The sequence below is a fragment of the Pseudonocardia sp. DSM 110487 genome (genome assembly GCF_019468565.1).
In the GTDB taxonomy this organism is placed as follows: Bacteria; Actinomycetota; Actinomycetes; order Mycobacteriales; family Pseudonocardiaceae; genus Pseudonocardia.
This window is the reverse complement of the sequence record NZ_CP080521.1, coordinates 3,681,869-3,697,825: the sequence shown is the minus strand read 5'-3', so window position 1 is coordinate 3,697,825 and position 15,957 is coordinate 3,681,869. Positions and strand designations below refer to the sequence as shown.

At 72.2% G+C, this 15,957-nt stretch carries 10 protein-coding genes; 3 read left to right on the top strand and 7 right to left on the bottom strand.

The window, feature by feature from the left end:
* Nucleotides 1-145: 145 nt before the first annotated feature.
* The 3 genes from K1T35_RS17200 to K1T35_RS17190 all read left to right on the top strand — a co-directional run bounded on the left by K1T35_RS17200 (nucleotide 146) and on the right by K1T35_RS17190 (nucleotide 1,891).
* Nucleotides 146-1,177, top strand: a complete 1,032-nt coding sequence (locus tag K1T35_RS17200; RefSeq protein ID WP_220261141.1) for a sugar-binding transcriptional regulator — start codon at nucleotides 146-148, stop codon at nucleotides 1,175-1,177.
* On the top strand, nucleotides 1,174-1,404 hold the full coding sequence (locus K1T35_RS17195; RefSeq protein ID WP_220261140.1) for a 3,4-dihydroxy-2-butanone-4-phosphate synthase: 231 nt from the start codon (nucleotides 1,174-1,176) through the stop codon (nucleotides 1,402-1,404). Before K1T35_RS17200 ends, K1T35_RS17195 begins: the two co-directional genes overlap by 4 nt.
* Nucleotides 1,405-1,546: 142 nt before the next feature.
* Nucleotides 1,547-1,891 (top strand): hypothetical protein, encoded by a 345-nt coding sequence (locus K1T35_RS17190; RefSeq protein ID WP_220261139.1) that lies wholly within the window; start codon nucleotides 1,547-1,549, stop codon nucleotides 1,889-1,891.
* 264 nt (nucleotides 1,892-2,155) lie between these two features.
* Here K1T35_RS17190 and K1T35_RS17185 read toward each other — a convergent pair whose 3' ends face one another.
* The 7 genes from K1T35_RS17185 to K1T35_RS17155 all read right to left on the bottom strand — a co-directional run bounded on the left by K1T35_RS17185 (nucleotide 2,156) and on the right by K1T35_RS17155 (nucleotide 15,800).
* Nucleotides 2,156-2,866 carry a nuclear transport factor 2 family protein gene (locus tag K1T35_RS17185; RefSeq protein WP_220261138.1) on the bottom strand — a complete coding sequence of 237 codons (711 nt, stop codon included), beginning with the start codon at nucleotides 2,864-2,866 and terminating at the stop codon, nucleotides 2,156-2,158.
* A gap of 321 nt (nucleotides 2,867-3,187) precedes the next feature.
* Nucleotides 3,188-4,324, bottom strand: a complete 1,137-nt coding sequence (locus K1T35_RS17180; protein WP_220261137.1) for a glycosyltransferase — start codon at nucleotides 4,322-4,324, stop codon at nucleotides 3,188-3,190.
* Nucleotides 4,321-5,133, bottom strand: coding sequence for an alpha/beta fold hydrolase (locus K1T35_RS17175; RefSeq protein WP_220261136.1), 813 nt, complete (start codon nucleotides 5,131-5,133; stop codon nucleotides 4,321-4,323). The genes K1T35_RS17180 and K1T35_RS17175 overlap by 4 nt, the downstream gene beginning before the upstream one ends.
* Nucleotides 5,130-5,429, bottom strand: coding sequence for a phosphopantetheine-binding protein (locus K1T35_RS17170; RefSeq protein WP_220261135.1), 300 nt, complete (start codon nucleotides 5,427-5,429; stop codon nucleotides 5,130-5,132). The genes K1T35_RS17175 and K1T35_RS17170 overlap by 4 nt, the downstream gene beginning before the upstream one ends.
* Complete coding sequence (locus K1T35_RS17165) at nucleotides 5,426-8,041, bottom strand: acyltransferase domain-containing protein (RefSeq protein WP_220261134.1); 2,616 nt, start codon at nucleotides 8,039-8,041, stop codon at nucleotides 5,426-5,428. Before K1T35_RS17165 ends, K1T35_RS17170 begins: the two co-directional genes overlap by 4 nt.
* Nucleotides 8,038-14,943 carry an SDR family NAD(P)-dependent oxidoreductase gene (locus K1T35_RS17160; RefSeq protein WP_370645391.1) on the bottom strand — a complete coding sequence of 2,302 codons (6,906 nt, stop codon included), beginning with the start codon at nucleotides 14,941-14,943 and terminating at the stop codon, nucleotides 8,038-8,040. Before K1T35_RS17160 ends, K1T35_RS17165 begins: the two co-directional genes overlap by 4 nt.
* Nucleotides 14,944-15,011: 68 nt before the next feature.
* Complete coding sequence (locus K1T35_RS17155) at nucleotides 15,012-15,800, bottom strand: SDR family oxidoreductase (protein WP_370645390.1); 789 nt, start codon at nucleotides 15,798-15,800, stop codon at nucleotides 15,012-15,014.
* Nucleotides 15,801-15,957 lie beyond the last annotated feature (157 nt).

Genomic DNA, 15,957 nt, shown 5'->3' with positions numbered 1-15,957 from the left:
TGAATATCTATTCGAGAAGAGTTGAACATGCACCATGTTCCGAGGTGTCCGAGTCGCGTGTCAACCACTTCCCGAAAACTCATGCAAGGCTGAATGGATATGCTTCGATGGGTCGGCCGGCCGAGACGCGAGGAGAGGACCACAGATGGGAGCAGGCCCAGCTGCCGAACTGGACGGCCCTGCGGCCGGGATCCCGCGCGAGCACGTCCGCCTGTTGACGAAGGTCGCGCGGATGTACCACGAGCGTGGGATGCGCCAGCCGCAGATCGCCGCACAGCTGCACCTCTCCCAGCCGCGCGTGTCCAGGCTCCTCAAGCAGGCCGGGGAGGTCGGGATCGTCCGCACGACGGTCGTCTCGCCCCGCGGCGTGCACGCCGAGCTCGAGGAGGCGGTCGAGCGCCGGTTCAGGCTCACCGAGGTGGTGGTCGCCGACACCGACGGCCCCGCCGACGAAGCGGCCGTCCTCCACACCATCGGGACCGCCGCCGCCACCTACCTCGAGACCACGCTGACGGGCGGTGAGCACATCGGCATCTCCTCCTGGAGCTCGACCCTCCTCGCCACCGTTGACGCCATGCGGCCGCGCCCGGTCCAGGTCGCCGAACGCGTGGTGCAGATCCTCGGCGGCATCGGGAGCAGCAGCGCGCAGTCGCAGGCCACCCGTCTCACCGGGAGGCTGGCCCAGGTCACCAAGGCCGAGGCCAGCTACCTGATGGCGCCTGGCCTCCTCGCGAGCGCGGACATGCGCAGGGGCATCACGGCCGAGCCCAACATCGCGAGCGTCATCCAGGCCTACGACGAGCTGACGACGGCGCTGGTGGGCGTCGGCAGCCTGGAGCCGTCGCCGCTGCTGCGGGAGAGCGGCAACGCGGTCAGTCCGGCCGAGCAGGACGAGCTGCGCAGCCGCGGCGCCGTCGGTGACATCTGCATGCGGTTCTTCGACGCCGAAGGGCAGCCCATCGCCGCCGACCTCGACGGGCGTGTCCTCGGTATCAGCGCCGCCGCTCTGAACGCGGTCCCCCGGCGAGTGGGCGTCGCCGGCGGGCAGCGCAAGTGGGGAGCCATCCGCGCCGCGCTCGTCGGCGGCTGGCTCAACGTCCTGGTGACGGACTTGCACACCGCGAAGTGGCTGGCCGCAGGCAGCCCGGAAGAGACCGACGGAAGAACCGGCCGATGACGACACCGTCGGGCCTCCGCCGGCCCGGCCACATCTTCCCCCTGCGCGCCCACCCGGGCGGGGTGCGTATCCGGCCCGGGCACTTCCAGCCGGCGAAGACGAGGTTCGCACCCGTCTCCGCGGCGAGCGTCGGGCTGTGCAACCCGGCCTCGCCGATCAGCTGCAGCCGGCGACCCGGCCCACCCTGGGCGCCGAGCGTGCTCGGTCGGCAGCCCAGCACCTGCTGACCCGGGAGAGAACCGCCCGTACGACCGGGTACGACTCGGTGGTGCCCCGGTCGTCGCGCACCAGCCGCCCGTCGCTGCTGCGGGAGCTGCGGTCCGTCCCGACGATCCTGCTCCTGCTGGGATTGTTCGGGTTCATCTTCATGTGGGCCGCGGTCGTGGGTTCGGGATCCAGTTCACCGGCCACACCGACACTGTGGTGTGGGGGTCGTGGGGCCGGGTCGGGAACCGGCCGATCCTGGCCACCGGGAGCAATGACCAGACGGTGCGGCTGTGGGAGGTGATCGCCGACCGGGCGGTGCCGCGCCTGCCGTCCTACCGGTCGGACGCCACCGCAGAGGATGACGCGCTGGATCGGGGCGCGGAGGCGGCGGCGCTCGCGGAACTGATCACAGCGGCGGTCGGCGCGCCCGCCGCTGGCGGTGGGGTTGTTCGGGGACTGGGGCGAAGCCCGAGCAGGTCTTTCCTGCATCCCCGACGTCGGCAGTAATCCCAAGGCAGGGGCCTCCAATCCACCCCCGTCCGCACACTCTGTGAGACGACTGTGAGACGGGGCAGTCCCCGACTGATGATCCACACACCAGCCCGGGGCGCTGATCGGAATCGGAGGCTCCGAGCCGGAGCGAGACCCGCTACGGACCCGGCGATGCCGGAGAAGTGGCCAGCTCCGCAGCGACCCACTGGCCGGCGACAAGCGATGGCAGGCCCGCCGACGTCCCAGCAGGCCCTCCCTGCTGGAGCGCTACCCCGATGACTACCCGACAGCGTCCTTGACCAACGCGACAACCTTCTCGAGTGGAGCGTCCGCCTCGATCACCGTGCCATCGGGCTTGATCAGATCGAAGCGACTGCGGGTGAGCTTGGAGTACTCGACTACCCAACTCCCGTCGACCTTCACATAGCGATCACTGTAGTGCCCGTAACCGTGCACCCCGAGAGTCCCGCCGAAGATCAGCACGTCGTCCATCGTCCACAGGGCTTCAGCGCTCGTCGCAGACGTGAGATGGACACGCCCCTCGTATCCCTTGTGATGCGTTTCGGCCCCACCGAGCGTCAGCCTGAGGAAGGCGACGAACGGATCCCTGCCGGCAAAAACAGGGCCGGCGCTGCACACCGTGTCCACCACCACATCAGGCGCCAACAGGTTGCGCAGACCATCCCAGTCCTTCGCGTCGACGTTCGAGAAGTAGCTCGCCTTCAGCCGCTTGATCGCATCGACCTCCGGTCCCGAGTCGACAGCAAGTGTCGAATATCCACACAGCAGCGCGCCTGAGTCCGCATGGGCAACCCCGACCATGCCGCCGCCGAGTCCGACCGCCGCCATTACCGCCAAAGCGGCACGTAGCGCCTGACGCTTACCGACACTCCCGAAGAACTGACGACCACGACCTACAGCCATGCTTTTCTCCTCTTCCATCAGCGACACATTCACGGCGATCGACATCCGTCCGTCGAAGGTGATCATGTGGTTACGGCGATGCCGCACCCGAGCGGCGACGCACAATCCCGGCGAGTTCTGCCGACAAGGGCGACGATACGAATCGGAACCCGACCGCCCGTGCGGACCACTACCTTGCCGGCTATGTCCATATAGCATTCCCGGAAATCTCCAACATGAGATACCTGAAACGAATGAGCGAGCGGGCGCCCAATGTATGGGAGCAACATCCGAAGTGTCAACACTTGCCAATTACTCACAAGAATCCGGCCACCCCCACCAGTATTCTTGTCAACCAGTGAGTGTCGCACTCCGGATGACGGGCATTGCACACGGACGCAACGCTTGTCATACGAGCTTCTCGAGGGCAGCAGCCGCGGCGGGCGCCCCACCGGCGGCGGCGAACGAGTCGCGGATCCGCAATGCGGCGGCCGTGAACGAGTGTTCGGTGAGGACGCGGTCGAGCGCTCTGCCGATGTGCTCTGCGTTCGCGTAGGTGAACCGCAGCCGTAGGCCCGCACCGGCCACAGCGACCTGCTCGGCGATCAGTGGCTGGTCGTCTCGGACCGGGGCGAGGACCAGCGGCACGGCGCAGGCGAGCGCTTCGCAGACGGTGTTGTGCCCCGCGTGGCAGACGACGGCATCCACGTGGCCCATGAGGGCTTGCTGGGGTAGCCACGGCAGGCGGATGAAGTCGCCGGCGACATCACGCAGGCTGTCACCGGGATCGGCGAACACGCCCTGTACGTGCGGTCGCGCGCGAAATGCCGCGGCGCACCTGCGCAGGAAGTCTCCGGTCGCGTCGGCGTTCGCGGTACCCATGCTGACGAGCACGGTCGGACGCGTGGGATCGAGCCGGCCCCACGGAAACCGCCCGTCCTCGGCTGTGGGCCGCCGCCGGATGGGCCCCACGAACAGCGCCGGCACGACGGGCTCGGCAGCCAGCGCCTCCGTGGTGAACGCGATCACGGCATGCGGCGAGAACCGCGGATCACCCGCGGCCGCCACACCGAATCGTTGCTTCAGCGCGGTGAGCAGACCAGTCAACCAGCCTCGTACCTGGGGCACGTCCTTCAACGGATCGACGAGCTCCGAGGACGTCGTCGCCGACGTGGCCCACGGAACCCCGGCACGCGCCGCCACCAGCGCGCCGGCGAGTGCCTGCTGGTCGGCGATGACGACATCCGGCCGGATGCGGTCGAGGGCGCGCTGCACCGTCGGCTCCATCCATTCGGCGAGCGGCACCAGCACGTGCTCCCACAGGTGTCTCAGCTCCGCGAACCCGCGCAGGTCCGGCGGCCGCGGCCTGAGCGGTGCGGCGCCGCACCCGTGCACCGGCCAGCTGCCGGGAAGTGTCCGGTGCAGGACCGACTCGTCCCCGACCCACGCCACCTCGTGACCGCGGTCCCGAAGCTCGGCCGCGACCCCCGCGATCGGGTTGATGTGGCCGACGAACGGCGGCACCACGATGAGGAACCGGCTCATCGGGAGCCTCCCGACATCGCCGGTTCGTGCCGGGCTATCCAGTCCAGCAGCAGGGGCCTGAGCTCGTGGTGCCGCTCGACGAGTACGGAGTGGTCCTGCCCGGCGATGACCTCGGTCCGGCAGCGAGGCAGGAGCCGCTCGACGCCGTGGAGGTCCTCGCTCTGGAACCCCTCGCTGCCCAGGACGGACAGGACCGGGTGGGTGAAGGCGGCCAGCGCGGTCTCTTCGAGGAACGGCCCGCTGGGGACGTCCTCGATGATGCTGGTCGCTCGGATGATCTCCGCCGCGGAAAGGGTGAGCCGCGCGTGGTGCTGGCCGTAGGTGTCGGAGACCCATGCCAGGAAGCGCTCCGCCTCCATCTCGTCGAGTACGGCGTTCAGGGCGCGGGCCATCTTCTCCGACCACGCCGCCGTCGGCGGCTCGGACTCGATCGCGACGATGCTGCGGACCCGCTCCGGGTAGCGCGCGGCGAAGGCGAACGCGACCGTGCCGCCGAAGCTGTTACCGACCAGGTGGACCGGCCCGGTGACACCGATGCCGTCGAGCAGCTCGCGCAGGTCGGACGTGAAGTCCTCGAGGCGGTACCCGCGGCTCGGCCGATCGCTGCGGCCGTGGGCCCGCAGGTCGTAGGTGAGCACGTCGATGCCCGCGGCGGCGAACGGCGGGGCCAGCGTGAGGTAGAAGCTCGCGAGGCTGTCGTAGCCCAGCCCGTGCACGAACACCACCTGCGGCGCCGGCAACGTGGGCGCTTCCTTCGCCGGCACGCGCTGGTAGTGGGTGCGAACCCCGTTGATGACGAGGAAACTCACGTCCTGCTGCTCGCTGTCGGGGCGAGCGCCGACCAGACGTGGTCGACGAGCGAACCGAGCCGGAGCCCGATCACGTCGTCGATCTTCAGCTCGGCGAGGAACTCGGCGATGTTGACCCGCTCGCCGTAGCGCTCGGCGAGCATGGCGCCGAGCGCGACCAGGTCGATGCTCTCCAGGCCGAGGTCGTCGTGGAACAGGCTGTCGGGGGTGATCTCGATGTCGTCGAGGCCGTACTGGTCGAGCAGCTTCGTCACCATCGACCGGACCTCCTCGAACACGGCAGCGGCATCTGTCATGAGAGGTCTCCTCGGGTGGATGTGACGCGGTACGCGCGTGAGCTGAGCGGGTTCGTGATCCGGGTGCCGTCCCTGCCGTCCCACGGCGTGATCCCGACTTCCGGGGCAGGGTCGGATCCGACGGGCCGGACCAGGGCGGCGGCGACGTCCCCGTGATGTGCGGCGGCGACGTCGAGATCGGGAACGTCGAGCCCGTGCTGACCGGACACCCGGCGCCGGCCGGACGCATCCCGCTGCACGCGGAGCTCCGCGGGATAGGCAGGGCCGGCGCCGCGGTCCCACAGCCACCCCCGCACGGCGTCCTTGATCACCACGAGCTCGAGCAACCACGCCCGCCGTCGGGTCGGGAGCAGCCGCTCGTACTCGGCGCACTCCTCGTGCCCCGCGTAGCGCTGGAGGTAGAGCTCCCGGGAGGCCAGCGTGTGCCACCGCTCGGCCGCCCACCACCAGCCGTCCGGGTGACGCTCGGCGACCGTCGAGGTGGCGGGCTGCCGGTGCACCGCCCCACCACGATCGTCGCTGTCGAAGCGCCGGTCGGCCCAGCCGCGCACCGTCATGATCGGTGTCCCGTTCCGGCAGAGCCGGCCGTCCACGGTCACCGAGTCCTGATCGAGGCCGGTCACGTGCAGGGAGCACTCGACGAGCTGTCCCGGTTCGGGCTCGGGCCCGTGCAGGTCGATTCGGGCGATGCGCGCCGGGAGGGCGATCCACCGGTCGCGCTGGTTCTCCACAAGCCACTGGCCGAGGAACTGGCCGAGGTTGTCCAGCAGGGCGCCCGGCGCGGCCGGCACGGTGATCAGGCCGCGCATGGTCGTCCTCGAGACGGCGATCGAGCGGGTCAGCCCCTGGAAGGCGGGTCCGTGGAACATCCAGCCCTGCTCGTAGATCTGCGGTGCCGTCAGCTCGGGCAGCCGCTCGCCCGCACCGGGAGCCCACGCGCCCTCCGATGCCGGCGTGCGCCGCGCGCCCAGGAGCACGGTTCCCTCGGCGTACTCACCGAGCTGGACCTGCACGCGCTCGGCCCCTCGGTGCTCGACCCCGATCTCCACGCGTCGGGGCGGTACCGCCAGTAGCCAGCGGTGGAACCGCACGTCCTCGACCGCGACGGCGATCAAGCCGGGGTAGGCGCGTTCCGCGGCCTCGATCATGTGCGTGACGATGGTGGTCGCCGGGACGACCGGGCGCAGGTCCTCGTCCTGGGGCCAGCCGGGCCGCTGCCGCATGAGGCAGTGGTCGCGCAGGTAGGGCATCGCCCGCAGGGAGACGTCGAGGACCTCGCGATACGCCGGGACCGAGGTGCCCGGATGGGCTGCTCGAAGCACCGTCGCCACCGACTCGGCTGTGTGGGTCAGGAACGTGGCCATCTCCGCTGCGAGCGGCAGCGTTTCCCCGAGCACCGCGAGCTGGGCGATTCCGTCCCGACGGGACGGCGCCGGTGGGTCCAGCGCCGTGAAGTCGGGTTCCGCGCCCTCCGTCCAGAGCGCCACCGCGCACCGCCGCAGCTGGTCCATGCCCGATCTCTGCGGGGAGTTGGCGGGGATCACGAGGAAACCGCCGTCCGGGACGTCGTGCTGCAGCGTGTCCTCGATGAGCGAGCCGAGCTGGCCTGGGCCGAGCAGCACGAACGCGCGCACGCCGGCACCGTGCAGCGCTGTGACGAGATGGCGGAACCGCACCGGCTCGACGAGGTGGCGCAGGCACAGCTCTCGGGCCGCGGCGGGGTCGTCGGGGAAGGGCGCCGCCGTGGTGGCCGACCAAACCGGAACGTCGGCAGGCCGCATCCGCAGGCTCGGTACCCCTTCCCGGAAGTAGCCGAGGTATGGCTTCAGCATCGGGGTGTGGAACCCGGAGCGGAACGGCAGCGTTTGGCAGATCACCGAGCGGGAGCGCAGCAGCGCGACGACGTCGGCCACCTCGCGCTCGGGCCCGCAGACCACCGTCTGGTTGGCGGAGTTCTCGTGCGAGATCACGACCCCGGGGAACCGGGCGAGCTCGCCGTGCACGCGGTCGGCTGGGCAACCCAGCACGGCGAACTCGACGCCCGGCACACGCATCGCATCGAGGTCGGAGCCCGCAACCATCGCATCGAACTCGGCGCCGGAGACGATGCCACCCGCGATCATCGCCGCCCACTCGCCGACGCTGTGCCCGGCTACCGCGGTCGGTCGGATCCCGAGCCGGCGCACGGCCGCGTCGAGCAGGCGGCCCACGGCGAGCACCGCCGCGCCGTGCTGCACGAGGTTCGCGGTGGCGGCGTCGGGTGCCGGCAGACCGAGGTGCTCGGCCACGTCGTCGATGCGCGGGGCGAACTCCCCTTCGAGGCCGGGAAAGACGAAGGCGAGACCGCCGCCCCGTGTCAGCAATGGCTCGGGGCTGAACCAGAGGTCGCTGCGCCGCCGCACCGGCCGTCCCTTGGCGACCAGCCGCCGCGCGGTCGCCAGCCGCTCGGGGGTCGGATCGAACAGGCCGAGCCGTGGCCCTGGGCCCGGGTGGGTCGGGCCGCTCGGCGGCGATTCCGGATCGACAGCGTCGATCGCGGCGATCAGGCCGGCCCGGTCGGGCGCCGCCAGCAGCAGCATCCGCTCGGTCAGCAGGGCGGACGGGCCGGTCATCGCCACCAGGCCGACGCGGTGTAGAGAACCGCCGGGACGTCACCGCATGCAAGTTCGCGGAACAGCTCGGACACGGCGGTGTCCGGCTCGAGCAGGGCGATGCCGCGCGCGCCGTAGGAGCGGGCCAGCTCCTCGCTGACCATGCCGCCGTGCACGCCCCGCGGCGCCCACGGTCCCCAGTGGACGGTCACCGCGCGGATGCCGGTGCGCTGCGACCACGCCGCACCCATCGCCTCCAACGCGGCGTTGGCCGCGGCGTAGTCGGCTTGGCCGCGGTTGCCGAGCACGGCCGCGATACTGCCGAAGAACACCACCGATCGCGGCGGTTCCGGCAGCTCCTCCAGCGCGCCCAGCAGGGCGCGCGCCCCGTCCACCTTGGTCCGGTACACCCGGGAGAACGAGGCCGGGTCCTTCTGCCCGACGAGCCGGTCCTCGATCACCCCGGCCGCGAAGACCACGCAGTCGATCCGGCCGCGCTCGGCGTACACCTGCTTCACTAGCCCCGCGACCGCGTCCCCGTCGGTCACGTCGACGGTGTGGTACGTGGCGAGGCTGCCTCGCTCGCGGAGCTCGGACAGGGTCGCGTCGACCTCGCGGCGCGCCAGGATCTCCCTGGCCCGCCGGTCGATCTCGACCGGATCGCGGGCGACCAGCTTGCGAGCGGCCCCGTCGACGGGCTGGCTCGCCACGGCCAGTGCGCCGCGCAGCGCGGTCAGGTCGGTTGCGGCGGCCACCTCGGCCGGCTCCGGCTCGCTGTGCAGGACAGTCCGCCCGGCGAGCTCGATGCGGCAGCGCGTGGCGGCGGCGACCGCGCCCGCGACCCGCGCGGTGATCCCGCGCGCGCCGCCTACGAGCAGCACGACGGAGTCCGGGTCGAGGCCGACCGTGGCCAGCTCGGCGGCGCCGGCAACGGCCGGGCTGGCGCCGACTGCCGCGGGACCATCCAACGGGGCCGCGACCAGCCGCGGGGCGCGCCGTTGCGCGCCGTGGACGACCACCGGGCCGCCCTCGGCGGTCTGCAGCTCGGCGGTGACCACTTCGGCCACTCGCTCCCCCTCGGTTGCCGCATCCAACTCGATCAACCGGGTCAGTACCTGCGGATACTCGCGGTCCAGGCTGCGGAAGAACCCGGAGAGGCCCCACGCCCGCCCGCCAGGGCTCGCGACAGCGACACACCAGCGGACGCGCGGGAGCGCCGACTGGAACAGCGGGAAGATCGCCGGCAGCACCGGCTCGGCCGACCCACCGACACCGGGGGCGACGGCGTGCAACGAGACCAGGCCGTCGAGCACCGGCAGCGCTTCCAACTCCGGCAGGTCGTCGACCACGACAGGGAGCGCGCCGTTGGCGGAGAGCCGGCCCGCCAGCTCCTCGGCGAGGCGGTGGTCCCCGCCGACGATCGCGATGGTCGCCCCGACCAAGACCGCGACGTCCGCGTCGGCGGACGCGTCCGCCAGCTCGAGGAGGTACCGGCCGGGCTGCTCGCCCGCTGGCGTCCCGAACCGGAAGTCCGGTGCGTAGATCGGCGGATCCGGGTTTCCGCTGGGTGCGCCGCCGGGTTGCTGGGCCGTCGAGTTGTGCGGTGGACTTCCGGTTCGGGACGCTAGTGTCCCGAACCGGAAGTCCGGTGCATAAATCGGCGGATCCAGGTTTCCGCTGGGTGTGCCGGCGGACCGCGCCTCGTACCGGGTGTACTCGGCCGGTTCGCCGGTGCGCCCAGCGGGAAGCTGGGCCGTCGAGTTATGTGGTGGACTTCCGGTTCGGGACACTAGGGCCGCGTCCGGGCTCGGGGCGGCGGCGGTGGGCTCCCCCGCGCCGAGCACCGCGGCCATGGCCGTGGCGGTGCGGCTGCGCACCAGCTCGTCGACGAGCGCGGATCCGTTCCCGATCGCGCCCGCAAGCTCGACGGCGATCTCGGTCCGTTTGATCGAGTCCACGGACAGGTCCGCCTCGAGATCCATGTCCGGCTCGATCATCTCCTCGGGGTAGCCGGTCTTGCGGCCGATGACCGCCACCACCGTGGTCAGCGGGTCGGCGGCCGGCTCCGGCTCCGCGGCGGGGGCAGCGGCACTGCCGGCGGCCAGGGAGCTCGCCGCCGGCAGTGCCGCTGCGGGTTGCGGCAGAGGGGGTGCCGCCGGCATGGCAGACGCGGGAACGGGCGACGCGCCGAGATAGCCGAGCATCACGTCGCGCTGGGCGCTGACGAGCTCCCGGCTGGTGCGCAGGAAATCCGCGATGAGCGCGTCGCGGTCGGACGAGTTCGACAAGTTCTCCGTCCTCGGGTTCGCGAAGGGGTGGACGCGGCGGGCGGGTGCCAGGCCGCCGGGGATGGTGTCGCCGTCCTGGGCGCGCACGAGGTGGCCGTCGACCGTCCAGCGCGGTCGGGCGGGCGGCTCGGCGAACGTCAGGTCCAGACCGGGGCGTCCGGTGTGGAGCCAACCCGCCCGCACGTCGACGCCGGCGGCCGCGAGCCGCGCAAGGCCGGTGAGGAAGCCGCGCAGGCCGCCCTCGCCGAGGCTCACCACGGTGTGGGGACGGCCGTCCAGGATCTTGCCGACCAGGCCGCCGAGCACGGCTCCCGGACCGGCCTCGACGAAGACGCGGGCGCCGGCTCCGTACATGGCGTCGATCTGCTCGGCGAACCGGACGGGCGCGCCGATCTGCGCGGCCAGTTCCGCCCGGACGGCGCCTGGGCCGGGCGGGTATGGGGCCGCCGTCCGGTTCGCCCACACCGGGCGGTCCGGCTCGCCGACCGGGGTGTCGTCGAGCACCGCGCCGAACGCGGAACCCGCGGCGGCGACGACCGGGCTGTGGAAGGCGCAGGCCACCGGGAGGGCGGTGACGGACAGCGAGGCTTCCCGGAGCGCCGCCACCGCAGCCTCGACCGCGACCGACGGCCCCGAGATCACCGTCTGATCGGTCGCGTTGTGGTTGGCCACGACCACCGCCTCGGCATCCGGAACACCGGCGAGCACGCGCTCGACGTCGGTGCACGCCGCCGAGACGGCGGCCATGGCGCCCGGGTCGTCCCCGGCCGCGTCCAGGATCGCCTCCGCGCGGGCCACGCTGAGCTCGAGCAGCACGGCGGGCGCGAGAGCGCCCGCGGCCGCGAGTCCCACCAGCTCGCCGTAGCTGTGCCCGGCGTACATGTCCGGCCGCACGCCGCACCGGGCCAGCAGCTCGTGCACGGCCATGCCGGCGATTCCGAGCGCCGGCTGCGCCACCCGCGTCGCGCGCAGCCGATCGCGCTGGGCGCGGGCCTCCTCGGGGCCGAAAGCCGCGGGCGGGAAGAGAGCGGCCACCTCGGGCCCACCGAGGTCGAGGATCCGGCGGAGCTCGGGCAGCGCCACGAACAGCTCGGCGAGCATCCCGGGGTGCTGGCTGCCCTGGCCGGGGAACAGCACCGCCACCTCCCCGGCGGGCTCGTCCTGCCCGACGAGGACCTCGGCGGGTGTCTCACCGACGGTCACGGCGTGTACGAGCCGGGCGAGCTCGTCAAGGTCCCCGGCGACGAACGCCAGCCGCACCGGGGACGCCTCCAGCGCGCTCCACCCGGCGACGGTCCGTGCGAAGTCACGCAGCGCCCACGGCCGGCCCGCGGTGTCGTTCGTCGACAGCAGCGTGCGCAGCCGTTGCATCTGGCGCACGGCGGACGTGCGGTCCGCGCCGCGGACGAGGAAGAGCTCCGCGGGCCAGGCCGTGAGCGCGTGCGTGGCCAGCTCCGCGGTCTGGTGCCCGGACAGGACGAGGTGGAAGTTCGTGCCGCCGAAGCCGAACGCGCTCACGGCGGCCGTCCGCTCGTGCGCTGGCTCGGTCCACGGCGACGGCTCGGTGCGGAACACGAACGGGCTCTCGTCCGGGTTCCAGGCGGGGTTGGGCCGGGCGATCCGGGTGGGCGGGAGGACCCCCGTGTGGACCGCGAGCGCCGTCTTGATCATGCCGGCCATCCCGGCCGCGCACTTGGTGTGCCCGATCTGCGACTTCACCGACCCGAGGACGCAGCTGCCCGGGGTGGCTCCGCCGTCGGTGAACACCTGGGTGAGGGTGGTGAGCTCGGTGCGGTCGCCGACCACGGTGCCGGTGCCGTGCGCCTCAACCAGGCCGATCTGCGACGGTGTCACTCCGGCGTTGCGGTAGGCCCGCTCCAGTGCCCTGCGCTGCCCCTCGGCGCGCGGGGCCGTCAGGCCCATGGCCCGGCCGTCGCTTCCGCTGCCGATGCCCTTGATCACCGCGTAGATGCGGTCGCCGTCGCGTTCGGCGTCGGCGAGTCGCTTGAGGACGACACAGCCCACCCCCTCGCCGAGCGCGATGCCGTCACCGTCGGCGTCGAAGGGACGGCATCGGCCGGTCGGGGAGAGCGCGCCCACCGACGCGAACAGCAGGAAGTCCTCGATCGAGTTGTGCAGGTCAGCGCCCCCGCACAGCACGACGTCGCTGGTGCCGCCGAGCAGCTCCTTGCAGGCCGCGTCCACCGCGGCGAGGGACGATCCGCACGCCGCGTCGACCGTGTAGTTGGCGCCGCCGAGATCGAGCCGGTTGGCGATCCTGCCGGAGATGACGTTGGCGAGCTTGCCCGGGAACGAGTCCTCGGTGAGGCGGGGTAGCTGCGCGTCCAACTCGGGGGGAAGCTCGTCGAGGTAGGCCCGGAGCATGACCCGCAGCGTCGTGGCCCTGGCGAGGTCGCTGCCGGCCTCGGTACCGAAGATCACGCTCGTGCGTTCGCGGTCGAACGGCCGGTCCGCGTAGCCCGCGTCGGCCAGCGCGCGCTGGGCCGCTTCGAGCGCGAGCAGCTGTACGGGCTCGATCGACGCCAGCGCTGCCGGCGGGATGCCGTACCGGAGCGCGTCGAACGGGATCCGCGGCAGGAACCCGCCCCATTTCGAGTACGTCCGATCACCGGTGCTCGGCGCGGTGTCCTCGGTGAAGTACCGCTCGACGTCCCACCGGTCGCGAGACACCTCGGTGATCAGGTCGACGCCGGCAAGGACGTTCGCCCAGAACGCCGGGAGGTCGGGCGCGCCGGGGAACATCGCCGACATCCCGACGACCGCCACGTCCAGCGGCTGCGGCGCGGCACGGTCACTCGTGACCGCGGCCGGGCGGGAGCCCGCGGCGAGGAACTCCACCGCGCCCGTGGTGACGTCGGCGTGCAGGGTCGCGAGGTCGGTGGCCGCCAACCGCAGCACGGCAACCTGACCGGCCATGAACAGGCCGTCGGAGTACTGCGCGGACTCGTCGACCTCGACGAGCTCGCCCCCGTCGCGGCGCAGACCCTTGCTGGCGATGCGCAAGCGCCCGACGTTGAGCTCCTCGAGCCGTTGCCACACCTCCCGCTCGGCGATCCCGTTCCCCAGCAACTCGCCGCGCAGCGCGGCGAACTCGCTGGTGAACGGGCTGGGCAGGCACCGGGTGACGTGCCCGGGCGCGGTCTCCAGCAGCACCGTGGCCACCGCGTCCACCGCCTGCCGCTGGAACAACGGTTGGACGGCGCCGTGGGCAACGGCCTCCTCGGTGAAGAGGTAGGCCGTGCCCATGAGAACCCCGACCGCTGCCCCACGCCGGGTCAGGGGTGCGGCCGCGGCCGCCACCATCGCCGACGAGCGCGCATCGTGGACACCGCCCGCGAAGAGGATCTGCAGCTCCCCCGCATCCCCGCCTGCGTCGACGAAGTCGGCGAGGGCGTCGATCGCGCCCTGCCACAGACAGAAGCTCGAACGCGGCCCGACGTGGCCACCGCACTCCGCGCCCTCGAACACGAACTTGCGCACGCCCGCCTTCAGGAACTGCCGCAGCAACGCAGGGGAAGGAACGTGCAGGAACGTGGCGATGCCGGCGTCCTCCAGCACGGCCGCCTGGTCCGGGCGCCCGCCGGCGATGAGCGCGACGGAGGGGCGGAACTCGCGGATCGCGCGCAGCTGCGCGGTGCGGATCTCGTCGGCCGCGAAACCCAGCACGCCGACGCCCCACGGCGCGTCCCCGAGCGCGGCGCTCGCCTGTTCGAGCAGCGTCCTGGTCTGCTCTGCCGAGGACAAGGCGAGGGCGAGGAACGGCAGCGCGCCCGCGTCCGCGACGGCACGGGCGAACCCGGCCTGGTCGCTGACCCTCGTCATCGGCCCCTGCGCGACGGGCAGGGCGGTGCCCAGCGCGCGGGCGAGCGCCGAGCCGGGCGCGACCGCGACCTCCTCGACCCGCGACACCGCGCCGATGGCGTCCTCGATGGCGTCCTCGATGGCGCGGACGGCGCGGGCGGTGGTGCCGTAGCGCTCGACGAACCGGGACGCCAGGTAGCTGTCCTGCCCTGCCGGCAGGCCTGCGGGGCCGAGCGTTCGGTACCCGTCGGCCAGGCTGGTCCCGGTGCCGTCGCTGAGGGCGATCCGGGCCTTGGCGGACTCCGGGAGCGAGCACTCCGGCATCAGCGCCAGCTGCGTGTCCAGGACGACGCCGGCCGCTCCGCCCGCGACGGCCGCCGCCGCGGTGGCCGTGCCGATGCCGCCGCACGCCCACACCGGCACCGTCACGTTCGGGTCGGCCAGCAGCTGCTGCAGTAGGACGAACGAGCCGAGCTCGCCGACCCGGCCGCCCGACTCCGCGCCGCGGGCGACGAGACCGCGTGCCCCCGCGGCGACGGCCGCCCGCGCCTGTCCGACCGACGTCACCTCGGCCACCACCGGCCAGCGCTGCGCCGCCTGGGCGACCGGCCAGGGTGCCCCTGGCCCGATCACCACCGCGTCGGGCACGACCGAGCCGAGCACAGCGGAGACGTCCACCATCGACGCACCGCACCCGGCCGCGACCCGTATCCCCATCGGCCGCGCCCCGGCCGTGCGGATGGCAAGCACCAGCTGTTCCAGCGCCCGCCGGTCCCCCTCACCGAGGTCGAGCACGCCGAGCGCGCCCGCCATGCTCGCGGCGGCGCACAGGAGGGCGTCCGGCCTCCCGCACGGAGTCACAGCGACGACACGTGCTCTCATCAGAGGTCCCTTCCTCGGGCCCGTCCGGGCGAGGCGTTCCGGTGGATCCACGCGTCGGGGTCGGCCGCCTTGCCGGCGTAGAGCGGGCCGACCTCGCGATGCGGGAGGATCAAGAAGCGTTCCTCGGCGATTCCGGCGACCACGGCGTCGGCCACGTCGGCGGGCTCGAGGATCGGGCCGAGCTCGGCCACCGCGCGGGCGCTCCGGTGACCAGCCGCAACCGCGGGCATCAGCAGGTCGGTACGGACCCCGAGCGGGCACAGCGCGCTGACGGTGACCCCGGCCCTCTTGTAGGTGACGGCGAGCCACTCGGCGAAGGCCACCGCGGCGCTCTTCGTGACCGCGTAGGGCGCGTCACCGGGGATCCCGAGCAGACCGGCGGCCGAAGCCGTGATCACGATGTGCCCCTGGCGGCGCCGTGACATGCCTGGCAGCACCGCCTGGGCGAGGTGTACGTGCCCGAGCACGTTCACCGACCACGCTCGTTCCCATATCGCCACCGGGGCGTGAACTCCCATTCCGGTCGCGATTCCCACATTCGAACACAGCAGGTCTACGGCCCCGAATTCACGCTCGGTGACGGCGATCACGTTCTCCGCCGCAGCCCGGTCCGTGACGTCAGCAGGAACAGCGAGAACCCCCGCGCCGGACTCGCGCAACCTCCTGGCAACCAGCTCGACACCGTCCTGGTCGATGTCGGAGACCACGAGGCCAAGGGGCTCCTCGTCCGCGAACCTGGCCGCGAGCGCAGCCCCGATTCCGCAGGCGGCACCCGTGACCACAACCACTTTGCCGGCTATTTTCATCGAATTCCCACAAGTCCCCCGACGTGAAGCGCTCATCAACAAGTGAGCGGGGCGCACAACGTATGCGAGCGACATTCCGACCGTCAACAATTGCCGCTCCGCCACAAGCTTTTCGGCGAGCGTCCGGATTTCTTGTCAA